The following is an 18,790-nucleotide window of genomic DNA, read 5'->3' as shown; positions in this document are numbered from 1 at the left end:
ACACCATCACGATATCCGAATATTCACAGTGTGCACCGGCGCAACGCGACCGGTTCGGAGGATGTGGGGGATGAGGCTTGGGTGGGCCACGGTCCTGTCCGGTGCCCTGGCGGTCGTCGGGCTGGTGGGGATGGCGAACACGGTGCGGGCCGACAGCCCGGTGATGCCGGAGCTTGTCACCGGCCCCGGCTTCGCGCCCTTCACGGGGGAGGATTTGCCGCAAGGCGGGTGGATGTCCGATCTGGTCCAGCGCGCGTTCAAGGCGGCGGGGCGCGGTTACGAGCTGCGCTTCGTGCCATGGAAACGCGGGTATGACGGGGTGATGTCCGGTCGTTTCATCGCCACCTTTCCGTTCGCCCGCACCCCGGAGCGGGAGCGGGACGCGCTGTTTTCCGATCCGCTGATCCAGGTGCGGCAATTCGTGTACCTGTCGACCCACACGCGGATGAGCTTCGCCGGGCCGGAGGATTTCCGGGGGCGCGTGGTTTGCGCCCCGTTGGGTTTCGGCTTGCCGGAAGAGTTGGAGGCGATGATCCGCCGGGGTGAGTTGCGGCGCGACACCCCCTCGGACCTGACCGCCTGCGTGCGCATGGTCGCCACCGGGCGGGCCGACGCCTTTGTTCTGGACGAGTACACGGGCAGCGCGGCGATCATCAACGCCGGGGTCATCAACGACATTCGTGTGGCCGAGCGGCCTTACGGCACCCTCACCCTGCATCTGATGGTCGGGCGGATGACACCGGACGCGCCCGCCATCATCGCCCGCTTCAACGATGGGCTGAAAGCCCTGAGGGACAGCGGGGTTTATGATGAATTGCTGGCGCGACACACCGCTTTGGCCCCACGTTGAACGATTTCCCACCCGATACCACGCCGTCACCATGGACAGCGCGGTGCAGCGTGCTATAAACGCGCGGTTTCGATTTTGGAAAAGGGGCGCGGGCTGTGGCCATCGACGCGTCGGTTCTGGTTCTCAACGGACCCAATCTCAACATGCTGGGGGTGCGCGAGCCGCAGATTTACGGCTCGCTGACGCTCGACGACCTGGAGGCCGCCTGCCATGAGCGGGCGGAGCAGTTCGGCTTGACCGTCGATTTCCGGCAGTCGAACCACGAGGGCGAGTTGGTGACGTGGATCCAACAGGCCCGCACGGAGCATGACGGCATCATCATCAACGCCGGTGCCTACACCCACACCTCGGTCGCCATCATGGACGCGCTGATCCTGTCAGAGCTGCCGGTGATCGAAGTGCACCTGTCCAACATCTTCAAGCGGGAGCCGATCCGCCATCATTCCCACATTTCGCCGGTGGCGAAGGGCATGATCTGCGGGTTCGGGCCGCATGGCTATCTTCTGGCGCTCGACGCCATCGCGAACATCATCGACCGCGATTAAGGAAACGGGAACGACTGACATCATGGCGAGCTTCGACATCGACGGCGATCTGGTCCGCAAGCTGGCGGAACTCTTGCGTGAAACGGGCTTGAGCGAGATCGAGTTCGCCGAGGGCGAAAAGCGCATCCGCGTCACCCGTCCGACCGCCCCCCAGGCCACGGCGGTTCACGCGCCGGTGGCGGTTGCGGCGGCTCCGGTCGCGGCGGCGGCCCCCGTGGCGGCGGCCAAGCCGGGCAACCATCCGGGTGCCGTCACCTCGCCGATGGTCGGCACCGCCTACACCGCGCCGGAACCCGGCGGCACCCCCTTCGTCCGCCCCGGCGACGTGGTGAAGGCCGGTCAGACCGTGCTGATCATCGAGGCGATGAAGGTCATGAACCCGATCAAGGCGCCGCGCGGCGGCACCGTGGTCGAAGTCCTGGTCGGCGACGCCCAGCCGGTTGAGTTCGGCGAAGTCCTCCTCATCATCGAATAAGCGGAGCCATTCCCTTGGCGATGTTTGAAAAGGTTCTGATCGCGAACCGTGGTGAAATCGCGTTGCGCATTCACCGCGCCTGCCGCGAAATGGGTATCCAGACCGTCGCGGTGCACTCCACCGCCGACGCCGACGCCATGCATGTCCGGCTTGCCGACGAAAGCGTGTGCATCGGTCCGGCTTCGGCGCGGGACAGCTACCTGAACATTCCGGCCATCCTGTCGGCGGCGTCGATCACCAACGTGGACGCCATCCATCCCGGCATCGGCTTCCTGTCGGAAAACGCGACCTTCGCCGAAATGGTGGAGGAGCATGGCTTCACCTTCATCGGCCCCACCCCGGAGCACATCCGGATCATGGGCGACAAGGTGACGGCCAAGAAGACGGTGATGGAGCAGGGTCTGCCGGTGGTTCCCGGCTCCGACGGCCCCGTCACCACGCTGGAGGAGGCGGAGGCCATCGCCCACACCGTCGGCTATCCGGTGCTGATCAAGGCGGCGGCGGGCGGCGGCGGCAAGGGCATGAAGGTCGCCCGCAACCCCGACCAGCTCCGCGAAGCCTACCAGTTGGCCCGTGGCGAGGCGCGCGCCGCCTTCGGCAACGACGAAGTCTATCTGGAAAAATACCTGGGGCGTCCGCGCCACATCGAAATCCAGCTTCTGGCCGACACCCACGGCCATTGCGTGCATTTCGGCGAGCGCGACTGCTCGGTGCAGCGCCGTCACCAGAAGGTGATCGAGGAAGCGCCCAGCCCGGCGCTGACCCAGGCGGAGCGCGTCTTCATCGGCGATCTCGCGGCCAAGACCACGGCGGCCATCGGCTATCGCGGCGTCGGCACGATGGAGTTCCTCTACGAGGACGGCCAGTTCTATTTCATCGAAATGAACACCCGTCTTCAGGTCGAACACACGATCAGCGAGATGATCACCGGCGTCGATCTGGTGCGCGAGCAGATCCGGGTGGCCGCTGGCGAGGCGCTGGGCTATGGGCAATCCGACATCCGGTTCGAAGGCCACGCCATCGAATGCCGGGTGAACGCGGAAAACCCGGAAACCTTCATCCCGTCGCCGGGCAAGATCGACGGCTATCACGCGCCGGGCGGTCTGGGCGTGCGCGTCGATTCGGCGCTGTACGACGGCTACCGCGTGCCGCCCCATTACGACAGCCTGATCGCCAAGCTGGTCGTGCACGGGACGACCCGCAACGAATGCCTGATGCGGCTGCGCCGGTCGATCGAAGAGTATGTGATCGGCGGCATCCAAACCACGCTGCCGCTGCACGACCGCATCATCGCCGAACAGGCGTTCAAGGACGGTCAGTATGACATCCATTGGCTGGAACAGCTGATGGCCAAGGACTGACCCCTCCCCGCTTCGGTTGACACCAGCGGCTGCGGTTCATCAAAGCGCCCTCCGTCCACCATGGACGGGGGGCGTTTTGCTGTGCGCCCTGCGTGGCGCGGAGAAGTGTTGCAGGCCGTTACAGGATGTTCATGCAAAACACCTAATGTGACATGCGCGGCGTGCAGATTTGATCTGCGTCAGTGCGAGGGGTGGGCGCACGGCATAGAGAGCATTCGGATTTTGGGGTCGATATTGCACAACCGGCAATCGTTGCCTCGGGACCGCACCCTCTGCCATCTCTGACGTTGCGAGTTCACGACCATGCGCCTGAACGAACCGATCACCAACCGCGAAGTCGAGATGGCCGATGGCATACTGCTGGTGTCGCGCACCGACACGGGCGGGCGCATCACTTTTGTGAACAAGGCGTTCGTCGACATCAGCGGCTACGCCGAAAGCGAGCTGATCGGCGCGCCGCACAATTTGATCCGGCACCCGCACATGCCCCCGGCGGCCTTCGCCGACCTGTGGGCGACGGTCAAGGACGGGCGTCCGTGGGAGGGGTTGGTCAAGAACCGCACCAAGAGCGGCGATTTCTATTGGGTGCGGGCCAATGTGACGCCGGTGATCGAGGACGGGCGCGTCACCGGCTACATCTCCATCCGCACCAAGCCGTCGCGCGACCAGATCGCAGCGGCGGAGGCGCTCTACGCCGATCTGCGCGAAGGGCGTGCGCCGCATCTTCTGGTGCGCGACGGGCAGGCGGTGCGGCGGGGAACGGTTGCGGCGCTCCGGCGGTGGGCGCACAGCGTGGGTGGACGCCTGACCCTGATTTTCGCCGCGCTGCTGATGGCGACGCTGACCGTGGGCGGGGTGACGCTGAAGGGGATGGCGGATTCCAACGCCTCCCTGAAGGCGGTGTATGAGGATCGCACGGTTCCGGCGGTTCGAATCGGTGATGCGCTCGACCGCATGCGCGATCAGGCCCAGACGTTGCAGCAACTCGTCATCGACCTGCGCGACGGGGCGTCTCCGGCGGTGCGCGACGGTCGCGCGGCGCGGCTGTTGGCCAGCGGTGCCGAGATTGACGCCTTGTGGACGGAGATCCTCAAATCGGATTCGACGAACGAAGGGCGGGCGCTGGCGGATCGCTTTGCCAGCCATCGCGCGGCGTTCCAGAACGACATCATCCTTCCGGCGCTGGGGCTGGCCAAATCCGGCGACGCCCTGCGCCTGGAAGGGCTGTTGCGCGACAAGGCTCCGGCGCTGTTCGAGGCCGCCCGTGAGGCCAACCGCGCGTTGCTGGATCGGCAAATCCGGACAGCCAAGGCCGATTATGACGCGGCGGCGTCGGATTTCCGGTGGCATGTCGGTTTCAGCGCGGTGGCCGGGTTGATCCTGGTGCTGGGATCGCTGCTGTGCGGCCTGCTGCTGTTGCGCGCGGTGCGCCGCCCATTGGATCGCTTTGCGTTGGATTTCGACGCCATCGCCCGCAACGACCAGACCCACATCATCGAATTGCCGTCCGCCACCGAATTCCATCCGTTGACCTGCCATCTGCGTGGTTTGAAGGCGCGTCTTGGCTACGCGGTGCAGGAACGGGTCGAGCGCACCCGTCAGGCCGACGAGGACCGTCGCCGCGCCCTGGAAACCATGGCCTCCACCGTCGAGCGGGAAGCCGGTCGGGCGGTTGAGGAGGTGGCGGCGCGCACCGGTTCCATGGCGCACGACGCCGAAGGCATGTCGGGATCGGCGGAACGGGTCAGCGTCAACGCCCAAACCGTGGCGTCCGCCGCCGGGCAGGCGTTGGCGAACGCCCAAACCGTGGCGGCGGCGGCGGAGGAACTGGCCGCGTCGATCCGTGAGATCGCCTCTCAGGTGGCGCATTCCAGCGCGATGACCCGGCGTGCGGTGGAAAACGGGCTGGCGACGCAGGGAACGATCCGTTCCCTGTCCGAAACCGTTGGTCGGGTGGGGGAGGTGGTGAATCTCATCCAGTCCATCGCCGGGCAGACCAACCTGCTGGCGTTGAACGCGACCATCGAAGCCGCGCGCGCCGGTGACGCGGGCAAGGGCTTTGCCGTGGTCGCCAGCGAAGTGAAGAACCTGGCCAACCAGACCGCCCATTCGACCGAAGAGATCACTCGCCAGATTGTGGCGATTCAATTGGTGACGTCGGACGCGGTCGCGGCGGTGGAGGAAATCGGGCGCACCATCGCTGAAATCGATCAAGTGGCCGGGTCGATCGCCGCCGCGATGGAGGAGCAGACGGCCGCCACCCAGGAAATCAGCCGAAACGTCATCGAAACTTCAACCGCCGCGCAAGAGGTGTCGCGCCGCATCGCGTCGGTGTCGGAGGAGGCCGACCACACCGGCGCACAGGCCAGCCAGGTCAAACTCGGCTCCAGCGACGTTGCCCGCGCCATTGAGGAGCTGCGGCAGGTGCTGGTCCGGATCGTCCGCACCTCCACCGGCGACGCCGACCGCCGCCGCAAGCCGCGCTATCGGGTGGAGGAAGCGGGTGCGTTGATCCTTGGTGGTCAACGGCACGCGGTGGCGATTCACAACCTGTCCACCGGCGGAGCGATGATCGCGCCGGTGGCCGGGCTGTCGGCTGGCGCGCACGGGGTCTTGCGGTTGGATCGCTTTGCTGCAGAGACGACCGTGTTTGTCAAGGCGGTGGAGCACAACCGCGTCCATCTGGCCTTTGACAAGGATTGTCCGCAGGATTTTCTGCGCACGGTCGATGAGATCACAAAAGGACTTGCTCCGATTGATATTGCAGCGTAGCGGTTGCGGAGGCGGCGGTCGATAACCATCCACCTGTGACATTTTGCAGACTGTGGTGGTGATCGGCTCCGATTACAATGGTGGCCGCAAGACGGGAGCCGTCAGGTTTCCGCATCGCGATCGTGGCGCACAGGCAGGCTTGGATCATGGCAATCACCCACCCGCTGCTGGTCCGGTCCAACGCGGTGCTGCCACGCCGTTTGCGGTACAGCAGCCGGACCTTGCGCCGCCGCGTTCCATCAGCGTGCCCGCAGGCCTTGATCGATGCCATCGGTGATGGTTTTTGGGACTGGAATCTCCAAACCGACGCGCTGTCCGGCAGTTCCCGTTGGCTGGACATGCTGGGATTTCGGGCCGGTGAGGTGGAGCCAACCGGTCGTTTCTGGGCCGCGCGCTTTCATCCCGATGACCGGGACCGGGTGCGGATGGCGTTGCGGCGGCATCTGGACGGCTTGACCGCGACCTACCAGTGCGAGCATCGGGTGCAGATCAAATCCGGGGCCTGGTTGTGGGTGCTCAGTCGGGGCCGGGTGGTGGAGTGGGATTCGGCGGGTCGTGCGCTGCGCATGATCGGTGTCTGCGCCGATGTCAGCGCCCGCAAACAGGCCGAGGCCGAAGCGCAGGAAAGCCGCCTGCAGCTCAACGCGATTTTGGACAACGCCCCGGTCGGTGTGCTTCTGGTGGACGCCGAGCGGCGCATCCTGCGCGCCAACGACGCGATTGCCCGGATTTTCCAATGCTCGTTGGAGGGGATGGTCGGAGCCAGCGCCCGGCTGATCTATGGCAACGACGCGGTGTTCGAGGACATCGGGCGACGGGCCTATCCGCTGTTGGAGTCCGGCGGGACTTTCGACGAGGAAACGATGATGCGCCGGGCCGACGGCACGGACATCCGCTGCCGTCTGATCGGGCGGTCGGTGGGGGCGGGCGATCCGGCGCTGGGCTACATCTGGGTGATCGAGGATGTGACGGTGCGTCGCCGCGCCGAACAGGCGCTGAACGATCGCGCCAGCTTCCAACGGGTGCTGTTGGATACGGTTCCGGTTCCCATTTTTGTCCAGGACGTGATGGGGCATTATGTGGACGCCAACCGGGCGTTCGAACACTGGATGGGAATGGACCGGCAGGCCCTGTTCGGCAAAACCATTTTCGATCTGGCCCCGCCCGACCTCGCCGCGACCGACGAGGCGGCCGACCGCGCGCTGCTCGCCGATCAACAGCCGCAAAGTTATGAAACGCAGATGCGGTGCGCCGATGGCGCGCTGCGCGACGTGCTGTTTTCCAAGGCGGTCTATTGCCGGGTTGGCGGCAAACCGGCGGGAATCGTCGGGGCCTTGACCGACATCAGCGAGCGCAAGCGGGCCGAGCAGGCGCTGTTGGAACGCCAGCAACTGTTCGAACAGATTTTCGTGACGAGTTGCGCGATCAAGCTGTTGATCGACCCCATCGACGGGCGGATCGTGGACGCCAATCCGGCGGCGGCTGAGTTTTACGGCCACCCGCTCGATCATCTGCGCACGCTGCGCATCAGCGCGATCAACATCTTGTCCGAAGCGGAGATCGCGGCCGAAATCGAAAAGGCCCGCAGCGAGCGGCGGCAGCATTTCCTGTTCCGCCACCGGCTGGCCTCCGGCGCTGTCCGCGATGTGGAGGTGTATTCCAGCCCGGTGCAGGTGCATGGGCGAACGCTGTTGCTGTCGCTGGTTCACGACATCACCGACCGCCTCCAGGCGGAGGAGGGGTTGCGCCGCAAGACGCGTGAGTTGGAGCGTTCGAACGCGGAGTTGGAGGCGTTCGCCTATGTCGCTTCCCACGATTTGCGCCAGCCGCTGCGCGTCATCAACAGCTATCTGACCCTGCTGGACCGGACGATGGGGGAGGGGCTGGACGCGGAGGCGCGGGAATGCATCGACTTCGCCCGCGACGGTGCCCAGCGGATGGACCGGCTCATCGTCGATCTCCTGGAATATTCACGGGTGGGGCGCAAGGCGGCTCCCTTCCGCCCCGTGCCGTTGGCCGAGGTGGTCGATCTGGCCTTGCTGAATTTGGAGGTGGCCATCGCCGACGCGGGCGCGCGGGTGATGGTCGCCAACGATCTGCCCACCGTATCCGGTGACGACAACGAACTGATGCGGTTGTTCCAGAACCTTATCGGCAACGCGGTGAAATACCGCGCACCGGATCGCCCGCCGGTGGTGCGGGTGACGGCGGCGGCGGTTTCCGGTGGCTGGCGGATCGACATCCGCGACAATGGCATCGGCATTCCCGCCGAGGATCGTGATCGCGTCTTCGGCATTTTCCAGCGGTTGCACCGGCGCGATGAGTATGAGGGGACCGGGGTTGGTCTGGCGGTGTGCAAGAAGATCGTTGAACACCATGGTGGTCATATTGGGGTGGCGGACACGCCGAACGATGACCTGGTCGGCGGCAGCCTGTTCACCCTGACCCTTCCCATTCCGGCAACGCGCCATGATGCGGTGAACGCCGTATGATCGCTGCCATGGTGCGTTGGGTGCAAGGCCGGGCCGTGATGAATCGCGTGCGCGCTTTGAGCGGGAAACTCCACCGTGTCGGTGGTCTGGTTGCCGCACAGGCCGGTGTGACGTTGCTGTTGTTGGCGGTCTATTGGTGGGGTTCCGGCGTCTACACCCGTTTCCTGGTGGCGGAGCATCGGACGGCGGCGGCGCTGACCGCTGCGTCGCTGGCCAGTTCCCTGACCAGCGCGTTGAACGAGCGTTTGGCGTTGGTGCGGGGACTCACCAGCTTTGTCGACGTCGGAGTCACCAGCGGGCATTTGCCCAGCGAGTTTCCCCGCTACGCAGAGGGGTTGCGGCGTTCCGTGCCGGGGGTGCGCAACATCTCCGCCGCGCCGGGTTTCGTTGTCCGCCACGTTCATCCGCTGGAGGGCAACGAAAAAGTTTTGGGCAACGATCTCTTGCAGGACGCCCGTCCGGGCTTTGCGGACACGGTCCAGCGGGCCATCGTGACCATGGACGTCACCGTGCATGGACCGGTTGCGCTCATCCAGGGGGGGCAGGGCCTGATCGCCCGGCAAGTGGTTCCCGGCGTTGGCGAGGGCGCCCGCCCATGGGGGGCGGTGGGCATGGTGTTCGATCTGCGCTCTGTGCTGGACGAGGTGCATTTTGATCGGGTGCCGCCGCATCTGGGGTTTGCGCTTCACACGGACAACGGCCAGCAGGTGGCGGGAGACGCCGCAATCCTCAAGCGCGATCCGTTGATCGAACGCATCGAGTTGCCCGACAGCCATTGGAAACTGGCCATCGCGGCGCGTGCGGGCTGGTCGGCGTTGGCGCGCGGGGATCAGTCCTTTCTGGCTTTTCAGGGTGCCTTCCTGCTGCTGGCGTGTTTGATCGAGACGCTGGCCTTTCTGGCCTTCAGCCGGCGACAAACCTTGGAAAGTCTGGTGGAGCGGCGCACCGCCGAACTGGGGCGCGCCAAGAACGAAATGGAGCAGTTTGCCTACGCCGCCGCCCATGACTTGCAGGAGCCTTTGCGGGTCATCGCCAGCTACGCGCAGCTTTTGGAAAAACAGCAGAAGGGGCGGTTGGACGAGGAAAGCGAGGGGTTCATCCGCGAAATCGTCGATGGCGCAGGACGGTTGAAAATGCTGCTGCGCGACGTCCAGCTTTTCCTGGCCGAGGATCGGGTCCCATTGTCCAACCGCCCGGTGCTGGCCGAAGACGCGCTCAACGCCGCCGTGACCCTGCTTCGAAAGCGCATCGCCGAGGCCGGGGCCACGATCATCGCCAGCGATCTTCCGCTGGTGGCCGCCGACGAGCGACGCCTGCGCGAGATCTTCGTCGTGCTGATCGGCAACGCGGTGGAGTATCGTCACAGCTATCGGGCGGCGGAAATCCGTGTCAGCCATCGCCGTCAGGATGGCTATGACGTGATCGAGGTGCGCGACAACGGGATCGGCATCGACCCACGGTTTCGCGACCAGATTTTCGAGGTGTTCCGCCGTCTGCACGGGCGCGATGAGCATCCGGGCACGGGCATGGGGTTGGCCATCGCCCGCAAGATGGTGGAGCGGCTGGGCGGTCGCATCACCGTCGAGTCCACCCCTGGCGTTGGCAGTGTGTTTGCCGTGTATCTTCCGAATCATCCCCTTCGAGGTTTCTCGTGATCCAGAACGACAGCGCACCGTTTGACATTCTGCTGGTCGAGGATGATCCGGCTGACGCAGGACTGGCCAAGCGGGCCTTGCGCGAGGGACGCATCCTTTGCCGGGTCAACCATGTGCGTGATGGGGTGGAGGCGTTGGAGTATCTGCGTCGCCAGGACCGCTACATCGGCGCATCCCGGCCCGATCTGATTTTGCTGGATCTGAACATGCCGCGCCTGGATGGGCGTGCGGTGTTGCAGGAGTTGAAGGCCGATCCCGAGCTGAAAACGATTCCCGTGGTGGTTCTGACCACATCGGATGTTGACCGGGATGTGAACGCCAGTTACCTGCTGGGTGCAAACAGTTTCATCACCAAACCTATGGACATGGACGCGTTCTTTGATGCGATCAAAAGCGTGGAGGAGTACTGGTTTCGCGTTGTTCGGTTGCCACGTTGATGTGACGGAGGGCGGCGATGACTGAGGCCTCCGTTGGTCCCGCTCCGGCTCGGTTGACCGCGATTCTGGTGGTGGAGGATGACGACGCCGATGCCACGCTGGTGGTGCGCGCGCTGCGCCCCTACGCCCGCCGCTCCCAGGTCACACGGGTGACGTCCCTGCGTGAGGCGCTGGCCTGGTTGGAGCGCAATGTCTGTGATGTGGTGCTGCTGGACCTGTCGCTGCCGGACAGCTTCGGTCTGGACACGGTCAGCCGTTTGCGGACGGACAGCCCCTCCCTGCCGCTGGTGGTGCTCACCGGTTTTGACGACGAGGATTTCGCCCTGCACATCCTGGAAGCCGGGGCGCAGGACTATCTGGTGAAGGGCCAGACCGACGGGCCGCTGATGTGGCGGGCCGTGCAGCACGCCATCGCCCGCAAGCGGCTGGAAGAGGATTTGCGCCTGTCCGAGGAGCGGTTGCAGGGCATCATCGGGTTGGCGCAGGACGCCATCCTGACCGCCGACGACCGCTTGACCATCACCCTGTTCAACCAGGCGGCGGAGCGGTTGTTCGGCTATGACGCGGCCGAAATCCTGGGGCAGCCGCTGTCGATCCTGATTCCCGAACCACTGCGCGCGGGGCATGAGGCCAGCGTGGCAGAGTTCGGTGCCGGGCCGGTTCAATCCCGCGTCATGGCGTCCCGGCGCGAGGTGGTGGGGTTGACCCGCGACGGCCGTGAATTCCCCGCCGAGGTGTCCATCGCCAAGATGCGCCACGCCCATGGGCGGATCTACACCGCCGTGATCCGCGACGTGTCGGAACGCAAGCGGGTGGAGACGGAGTTGCGACGGATGGCGACGACCGATCCGTTGACCGGCCTGCACAACCGCCGCCGCTTCTGGGAACTGGCGGAGGTGGAGATTGCGCGCCTGCGCCGCTATGGCCGTCCGGTCTCGGTGCTGATGCTGGACATCGACCGTTTCAAGACGATCAACGACCGGTTTGGTCACGCCGTGGGCGATCAGGCCCTGTGCGCGCTGGCGGCGGTGTGTCAGGCGGAGGTGCGCGACACCGATCACATCGGGCGGTTGGGTGGCGAGGAGTTTGCCATCATTCTGCCGGAAACCGATCTGCCCGCCGCACGCGAGGTGGCGGAGCGGTTGCGCCAGCGTTTGGCCGCCACCGACATTCCGTGCCTGGACGGGGTGTTGCGCATGACCGTCAGCGTTGGGGTCACGCTGTGCCGGGATGGGGATGTGACGATCGAACGGGCGCTGGTGCGCGCCGATCGCGCGCTTTACACCGCCAAGGCCAATGGCCGCAACCGGGTGGAGATCTGCGACGCGTGCCTGGATGCGGTGGCGCTGTCATCATGAGCGGTCGGCGTTTTGCAGAAAAAACATCACATTGTCGAAACTTGTAACCGGGTTGAGGTTGCCGCTTGCCACGTCAGACAGTATGGATGATCGTGCGTTCAATCAGATGAAGCGCACCCGTCGATCTGTGTTTCGGACTGTGGCGCGATTGGTTTGGGTGGAGAGGCAAGGATGGACAAGCAACCGGTCGATTATGGCGTGTCTCGCATCCTTGTGATCGAAGACCAGCCGTTTGTTCGTCGCACCATTGTGCAGATCCTGACCCAGATCGGTTTCACCGCGATTGCCGAGGCTGACAACGGCGAAACCGGCATGCAGGAATGCATCCGCACCAAACCCGACCTGATCGTCTGCGACATCGACATGAAACCGGTGTCGGGCTTGCAGTTCCTGGCCCAACTGCGCGCCAGCGGGGACGCGGCGAACCCCAACGCCCCGGTGGTCTTCCTGACCAACCACACCGAATCCGAAATCGTGAAGCAGGCGATGGCGCTGGGGGTGAACGGCTTCGTCGTCAAGCCGCCGTCGCTGGCCGCCCTGAAGGAGCGGGTGGATCGGCTGCTGGGTGGGCGGTGACGGGTGCCTCGGTGAAACCCGCGTTTGCCTTTCTCGCGCTGTCCCTGCCGCTGTTGACCGGCTGTTCCGGCGAACCGTCGGAAAGCGAGATGCGCAATCTGGTGGAGGGCCACACCCGAAAGGCGCTGGAACGTCAGGGCATTCCGTTCCGCGCCTTTGACGGCTTCCGCAAACAGGGCTGCGTCGATTCCAAGGAGAAGCCCGGCCAGCATGATTGCTATTACGCCGCCACCTTTTCTCCCCAACCCGGCCAACCGCAGATGACGGTGAACGGCAAGGGGCGCTTCTTCAACGGTTCCAAGGGCATGGTGTTCGAGGATTTGGGCGCGCAGCCGCGCTGACGCCGTGTGACCGTTCGCGCCGCACTCTGCGCGCCAGCCTCCCGCCTGAAAAACTTTTCATCCGCGCGCAAGACACCGGACAGCGGCACCTCCCTATCGTGGCATCCATCGCCGGACGGCTCCGACCCTCCGGCCCTTGGATGCCCAGTGATTTGGAGTGACGCCGCCATGAGCACCACCGTTTCCCCCGCCCGCTCGGCCACCACCACCCCGACGCGCCCGCAGCGCCTGCGCCGGGCGGTCGTCGCTGTGCTGCTTGGCACGACGGTGTTGACCGGCCCGGCCCTGACCGGTTGGGCCGCCTCCCACGCCCAGGCCGTACCGCCGGTGGCCGTCCAGACCGATCTGGCCCCGCGCAGCTTTGCCGATCTCGCCGCCGCCGTCAGCCCGGCCGTGGTCAACATCGCCGCCACGCAGGAGGCCAAGCCGACCGCCAACGCGCAACGCCGGGTTCCCGGTGTGCCGATGTTCCCGCCGGGATCGCCGTTCGAGGAGTTCTTCCGCCGCTTCCAGGACCAGCAAGGCCCCAACGCCGGGCCGGATGACGATGAAGACGGCGCGCCGCGCGGCAAGACCGGCGCGCTCGGCTCCGGCTTCATCATCGATCCGGCGGGCTATGTGGTGACGAACAACCACGTCATCGACGGGGCCAGCGAGATCACCGTCACGCTTCAGGACGGGACCGCCTTTCCCGCCACCCTGGTCGGGCGCGACGCCAAGACCGACATCGCCCTGCTGAAGGTCAAATCCGACAAGCCCTTGCCCGCCGTGGATTGGGCCGACAGCGCCAAGACCCGCGTCGGCGATTGGGTGATGGCCGTCGGCAACCCCTTCGGCCTGGGCGGAACCGTGACCAAGGGCATCGTGTCGGCCCGTGGCCGCGACATCCACAGCGGCCCCTACGACGATTATTTCCAGCTCGACGCCGCGATCAACCGGGGCAATTCCGGCGGGCCGACCTTCGACCTGTCGGGCCGGGTGATCGGCATCAACACCGCCATCTATTCGCCCAACGGCGGTTCCGTCGGCATCGGCTTCGCCATCCCCTCCAACCTCGCCAAGGAGGTGGTGGCCCAGTTGAAGGAGAACGGCAAGGTCGAGCGCGGGTGGTTGGGCGTCAAGATCCAGGAGGTCACGCCCGATCTGGCCGACAGCGTCGGCGTGCCCAACGCCAAGGGCGCGCTGGTGGCCGAGGTCACACCCGACAGCCCCGCCGCCCGCGCCGGTCTGCGCCCCGGCGACGTGGTGGTGTCCTACGACGGCAAGCCGGTGGACACCCTGCGCGATCTGACCCGCCGGGTGGCCGACACCAAGGCGGGCGACAAGGTGGATGTGAAGATCATCCGCCAGGGTCAGGAAAAGACCGTCGCCGTCCACATCGACCGTCTGGCCGACACCCAGGTCGCCGCCAACACCGGCAAGGGCGAGCATGGCGCGGGCGGCGAGTCCGTGCAGGGCCTGAAGCTGGCCACGCTCGACCCCGCCACCCGCAAGCGTCTGGGCGTGGATGAGACGGTGAAGGGCGTGGTCGTCACCGGTCTGGCCCCGAAGACCGAGACCCCGATCCGCACCGGCGACATCATCGTCCGCGTCGGCGACGAGCCGGTGAAGACCCCCGCCGACGTCTCCCGCAAGGTGGCCGAAGCGGAAAAGGCCGGGCTGAAGGCGGTGTTGGTCCTGATCAACCGCCAGGGCAACGAAACCTTCGTCGCGCTGAAGCTGAAGGCCTGATCATCCACAGCGCCTCGGCGCGCTTGGCCCGGCGGTTTGGGGGAGCTACACTGATGGACATGAAAGTCCTCGTCATTGAAGACGACCAGCAGGCCGCCAGCTACCTCGCCAAGGGGTTGAAGGAGGCCGGGCATGTGGTCGATGTCGCCCACGACGGCAAGGAAGGCCTCTATCTGGCCGGTGGCGAGCATTACGACGTGATGATCGTCGACCGCATGCTGCCGGGGCGCGATGGGTTGTCGCTGGTCCAGGTGCTGCGGGCGGCGGGGAACGACACGCCGGTGCTGTTCCTCACCGCGCTGGGCAGCGTGGAGGATCGGGTGAAGGGGCTGAAGGCGGGGGGTGACGATTACCTGACCAAGCCCTTCGCCTTTTCCGAACTGCTGGCGCGGATCGAGGTGCTGGTCCGCCGTCGCGGGGCCGGGCAACCGCAAACCAAGCTGGCCGTCGCCGATCTGGAGCTGGATTTGCTGACGCGCGGCGTGCGCCGGGCGGGCAAATCCATCGATCTGCTGCCGCGCGAATTCGCGCTGCTGGAGTATCTGATGCGCAACGCCGGCAGCGTCGTCACCCGCACGATGATGCTGGAAAATGTCTGGGATTATCATTTCGATCCCCAGACCAACGTCATCGACGTGCACATCGCCCGGCTGCGCCAGAAGATCGACAAGGATTTCCCCACGCCCCTGATCCACACGGTGCGCGGGGCGGGGTACAGCCTGCGGGCGGCGTCCTGATGCCCGCATCGTCGGCGGCGGGTGAAGTCGCGCGGTCGCGTTTTCGGCTCTGCGTGGCGGCGGTGTTGCGGTTGCTCCGCACCACCGCCGTTCGTTTGTCGGCCCTGTACCTCGTGCTGTTCGTGCTGTCGGTCGGCCTGATCCTGGTCGTCGTCTACCGCACCACCGCCGGTTTCCTCAGCGAGGAGATCGGCGAAACCGTGGCGTTGGAGGTGGAGGCGTTCCAGGACCATTACAACAAATACGGCCTGCCCGGACTGGTGGATCTGGTGCGCGGGCGCAGCGCTGTGGTCAACAACAACGCCATCTATCTGCTGACCACCGCGAACGGCGGCATCCTGGCGGGCAACCTGTCGCGCTGGCCCGATGTGGTCCCCAGCGCCAACGGCTGGTCCCATTTCAAGGTGTCGGACACCAGCGGCGTCCACAACCGGCCGTCCACCGCCCAGGCCCTGACCTTCACCCTGCCGGGGCAGTTCCGCTTGCTGGTGGGGCGCGACATGAGCGAGCTGGACCAGTTGAGCGACCGCATGGTGCGCTCGCTGGGCTGGATCATCGCCGCCACGGCGATGCTGGGGTTGGGCGGCGGGCTGCTTGTCAGCCGGGGGGCGATGCGGCGGATCGAGGCGATCAACCGCACCACCCGCCAGATCATGGCGGGCGACCTCAGCGACCGGGTGCCGCGCTTTGGCGGCGGCGACGAGATCGACCGGCTGGCGGGCAACCTCAACGCCATGCTCGACCGGCTGGAACGGCTGATGACCGGGATGCGGCAGGTGACGGACAGCGTGGCCCATGACCTGCGCACGCCGCTCACCCGCCTGCGCTCCCGCATCGAACTGGCGTTGATCCGCGAGACCGACGACGCGGAGCATTACCGCACCGTCCTGCAGGACACCATCGCCGAGGCCGACCGGCTGATCGCCACCTTCACCGCCCTGCTGTCGATCGCCGAGGCGGAATCAGGGGCCAAGCGCAACGATTTCGTGCCGGTCGATCTGCGCGACGTCGTGCAACTCGCCGCCGACCTCTATGAGCCGGTGGCGGAGGAGCGCGGCCAGCGCCTGACCATGGAGATCCCCGCCGGGTTGGGGGCAGCGGGAGTCCCGGTGCGCGGCAACGGCCAATTGCTGGCGCAGGCGGTGTCCAACCTGCTGGACAACGCCATCAAATACACGCCGGAGGGTGGGACGATCACCCTGCGGCTGGACGGCCCCGCCGCCGGGCAGGCCGCCCGCGTCACCGTGGCCGACAACGGCCCCGGCATCCCGGAGGAGGCGCGGGCCAAGGTGCTGCAACGCTTCGTCCGCCTGGACACGGCGCGGGCGTCGCCCGGCAACGGCTTGGGCCTGAGTCTGGTGGACGCGGTGGCCTCGCTGCACGGGGCGCGGCTGGAACTGGCCGACAACGGGCCGGGCCTGTGCGTCGCCCTGGTCTTCCCCGCCGAACTGCGGGCGGGCTGACAACGCGGTCCAGACAGAAAGAAGGCCCGCCGGGAGTGGACGGGCCTTCAGGTCACAGCGGGACTGACACAAAACGCATGGGTCACGATTGACATATGGGGAGGGCGCGGCGCGTTGCCAGCCCCCCAACGGCGTTTGCTCATCAGGCCACCGCCTCCTCCGCCTTCGCGGGCGCGGTCCCGGAGCGCAGCGGCAGTTCCTCCAGAAACAGGGTCAGGGCAAAGGACAGCACCGCCAGCCCGGCGGCCAGCAGGAACAGGGTGGCAAAGCCGTGCTCCAGCGTCGCCAGAACCCCGGCCTTCACCCCGTCGGGCAGCCCGGCCAGGGCGGAGGCGCCATGCTCCAGCACCGCGCGGCCCGACAGGCCGGCCGCGTCCAGCCGGTCCGACACGGTGGCGTGGAACACCGCGCCGAACACCGCCACGCCGACCGACCCGCCCAGCGAGCGGAAAAAGCCGACCGCCGCCGTCGCCGCGCCCAGATCGCGTTGGCCCACCGCGTTCTGCACCGCCACCGTCATCACCGGCATGACCAGCCCCAACCCCATGCCCAGCGGAACCAGGATCACGGTGGACCACAGCCCGTTCCCGGCCACCCAGGGCAGCAGGCCCAGGGCCAGATACATGGCGGCGGCCAGCGCCAGTCCGGCCAGCGGGTAGAGCTTGTAGCGCCCGGTCTTGGCGATCAGCCGCCCGCCGCCGACCGCGCCAAAGGTCATGCCCAGCACCATCGGCAGCAGCATCAGGCCCGACGCGGTGGCGTTGGCCCCCTGCACCAGTTGCAGATGCAGCGGCAGAAAGACGATCCCGGCGAACAGCACCATGGCCGACACCGCCACCACCGGTGTGGCGACCGCCACCACCGGCAGACGGAACAGCGGCAGCGGCAGGATCGGTTCGGCCGTCCGCCCCTCGTGCCACACAAAGGCGGCGAGCAGCGCCGCCCCGCCCCCGGCCAGCCCCAGGCAGAGCGGGGAGGTCCATTCCAACCCCGGCGCGCCGCCGCGCGTCGCCACCACCAGCAGGCTCGTCACCGCGCCGGTCAGCAGCAGCGCGCCCAGCAGGTCGATGGTCGGCTTGGCCCGGCCCAGCGGCAGGCGGCCCAGCGTGCGCCGCGTCATCACCAGAGCGGCCAGCCCGATGGGCAGGTTGATGAGGAAAATCCAATGCCAGCCGATGGTTTCGGTGAAGGCCCCGCCCAACAGCGGCCCGGCGACGCTGGCCAGCGCGAACACCCCGCCGATCATCCCCTGATACCGCCCGCGTTCGCGCGGGGCGACGACATCGCCGATGATGGTGAAGGCCAGCGCCATCAGCCCGCCGCCGCCCAGCCCCTGCAACGCGCGGAACAGGATGAGCTGAGTCATCGTCTGGGCCGCCGCGCACAGCGCCGATCCGGCCAGAAACAGCAGGATCGCCACCTCCAACACCCGCTTGCGGCCATAGAGGTCCGACAGCTTGCCATAGATCGGCGTGGTGGTGGTGGAGGCCAGCAGATAGGCCGTGACCACCCAGGGCAGCATCTCCAGCCCGCCCAGCTCCCCGGCCATGGTCGGCAGCGCGGTTGCCACGATGGTCTGATCCATCGCCGCCATCAGCATGGCCAGCGCCACGCCGCTGAACACGCTGACGATCTCGGCGTGTGTGAACGTCGGGCGGTCGTTTTCCGCCTGGGTGGGGGGGGCGTCGGGCCGGGACGGGGTGGCTTTGGGGGATGGCATGGTCGGCGTCTCAAAACTCTGGCAATCCGCAGGCGGCCACACCATACGCCTGGAACGATTCCACGCAACAGCCGATCACCGCGCCTGCGCGGGAAAGGCCACGCCGGGGCGAATGGAACGTTTGAAACACCGTGAAACAGTTTCCGGCGCGCTGTTCACCGGTTGCACGACGCGCGCGGCCCTGCGGCGCACGGGCCGGGGAGACGCGACCGAACGGGGCCGGGGTGGGGCGCATGGCGGTGGTTCCGGGTGGGGTTTGGGGTCTTTATTCCTAACC

The 18,790-nt window shown here is 66.5% G+C and carries 15 protein-coding genes; 14 read left to right on the top strand and 1 reads right to left on the bottom strand.

What is annotated here, in order from left to right; all coding sequences use genetic code 11:
- Positions 1-70: 70 nt before the first annotated feature.
- The 14 genes from EJ903_RS14045 to EJ903_RS13980 all read left to right on the top strand — a co-directional run bounded on the left by EJ903_RS14045 (position 71) and on the right by EJ903_RS13980 (position 16,793).
- Complete coding sequence (locus EJ903_RS14045) at positions 71-850, top strand: substrate-binding periplasmic protein (protein WP_246015566.1); 780 nt, start codon at positions 71-73, stop codon at positions 848-850.
- A 95-nt stretch (positions 851-945) separates the two neighbouring features.
- Complete coding sequence (aroQ, locus tag EJ903_RS14040) at positions 946-1,395, top strand: type II 3-dehydroquinate dehydratase (protein WP_126616409.1); 450 nt, start codon at positions 946-948, stop codon at positions 1,393-1,395.
- 22 nt (positions 1,396-1,417) lie between these two features.
- Complete coding sequence (gene accB, locus EJ903_RS14035) at positions 1,418-1,870, top strand: acetyl-CoA carboxylase biotin carboxyl carrier protein (protein ID WP_126616407.1); 453 nt, start codon at positions 1,418-1,420, stop codon at positions 1,868-1,870.
- A 20-nt stretch (positions 1,871-1,890) separates the two neighbouring features.
- Positions 1,891-3,231: an acetyl-CoA carboxylase biotin carboxylase subunit gene (gene accC, locus EJ903_RS14030; RefSeq protein WP_126616622.1), complete on the top strand. Its 1,341-nt coding sequence runs from the start codon at positions 1,891-1,893 to the stop codon at positions 3,229-3,231.
- 303 nt (positions 3,232-3,534) lie between these two features.
- Positions 3,535-6,003, top strand: coding sequence for a methyl-accepting chemotaxis protein (locus EJ903_RS28010; protein WP_126616405.1), 2,469 nt, complete (start codon positions 3,535-3,537; stop codon positions 6,001-6,003).
- A gap of 146 nt (positions 6,004-6,149) precedes the next feature.
- Positions 6,150-8,495, top strand: a complete 2,346-nt coding sequence (locus tag EJ903_RS14020) for a PAS domain-containing sensor histidine kinase (RefSeq protein WP_158627935.1) — start codon at positions 6,150-6,152, stop codon at positions 8,493-8,495.
- On the top strand, positions 8,492-10,150 hold the full coding sequence (locus tag EJ903_RS14015) for a sensor histidine kinase (protein ID WP_126616401.1): 1,659 nt from the start codon (positions 8,492-8,494) through the stop codon (positions 10,148-10,150). Before EJ903_RS14020 ends, EJ903_RS14015 begins: the two co-directional genes overlap by 4 nt.
- A complete protein-coding gene (locus tag EJ903_RS14010) occupies positions 10,147-10,587 on the top strand; it encodes a response regulator (protein ID WP_377006649.1) in 441 nt (146 codons plus the stop codon). The genes EJ903_RS14015 and EJ903_RS14010 overlap by 4 nt, the downstream gene beginning before the upstream one ends.
- 17 nt (positions 10,588-10,604) lie before the next feature.
- The gene (locus EJ903_RS14005; RefSeq protein ID WP_126616399.1) at positions 10,605-11,945 is read left to right on the top strand and encodes a GGDEF domain-containing response regulator; all 1,341 of its coding nucleotides are present in this window, start codon (positions 10,605-10,607) and stop codon (positions 11,943-11,945) included.
- 171 nt (positions 11,946-12,116) lie between these two features.
- Complete coding sequence (locus tag EJ903_RS14000; protein WP_126616397.1) at positions 12,117-12,521, top strand: response regulator; 405 nt, start codon at positions 12,117-12,119, stop codon at positions 12,519-12,521.
- 11 nt (positions 12,522-12,532) lie between these two features.
- On the top strand, positions 12,533-12,862 hold the full coding sequence (locus EJ903_RS13995) for a hypothetical protein (protein ID WP_126616395.1): 330 nt from the start codon (positions 12,533-12,535) through the stop codon (positions 12,860-12,862).
- 168 nt (positions 12,863-13,030) lie between these two features.
- Complete coding sequence (locus EJ903_RS13990; RefSeq protein WP_126616393.1) at positions 13,031-14,593, top strand: DegQ family serine endoprotease; 1,563 nt, start codon at positions 13,031-13,033, stop codon at positions 14,591-14,593.
- 59 nt (positions 14,594-14,652) lie between these two features.
- A complete protein-coding gene (locus tag EJ903_RS13985; protein ID WP_126616618.1) occupies positions 14,653-15,330 on the top strand; it encodes a winged helix-turn-helix domain-containing protein in 678 nt (225 codons plus the stop codon).
- Positions 15,330-16,793, top strand: coding sequence for a sensor histidine kinase (locus EJ903_RS13980; protein WP_126616390.1), 1,464 nt, complete (start codon positions 15,330-15,332; stop codon positions 16,791-16,793). The genes EJ903_RS13985 and EJ903_RS13980 overlap by 1 nt, the downstream gene beginning before the upstream one ends.
- A 142-nt stretch (positions 16,794-16,935) precedes the next feature.
- Here EJ903_RS13980 and EJ903_RS13975 read toward each other — a convergent pair whose 3' ends face one another.
- Positions 16,936-18,513 (bottom strand): MDR family MFS transporter, encoded by a 1,578-nt coding sequence (locus EJ903_RS13975; RefSeq protein WP_126616388.1) that lies wholly within the window; start codon positions 18,511-18,513, stop codon positions 16,936-16,938.
- Between the last annotated feature and the right edge of the window lie 277 nt (positions 18,514-18,790).

The sequence above is a fragment of the Azospirillum griseum genome, assembly GCF_003966125.1.
Taxonomy (GTDB): Bacteria; Pseudomonadota; Alphaproteobacteria; order Azospirillales; family Azospirillaceae; genus Azospirillum; species Azospirillum griseum.
The sequence above is the reverse complement of the archived record's forward strand: the minus strand, read 5'-3'. Positions and strand labels throughout refer to the sequence as shown.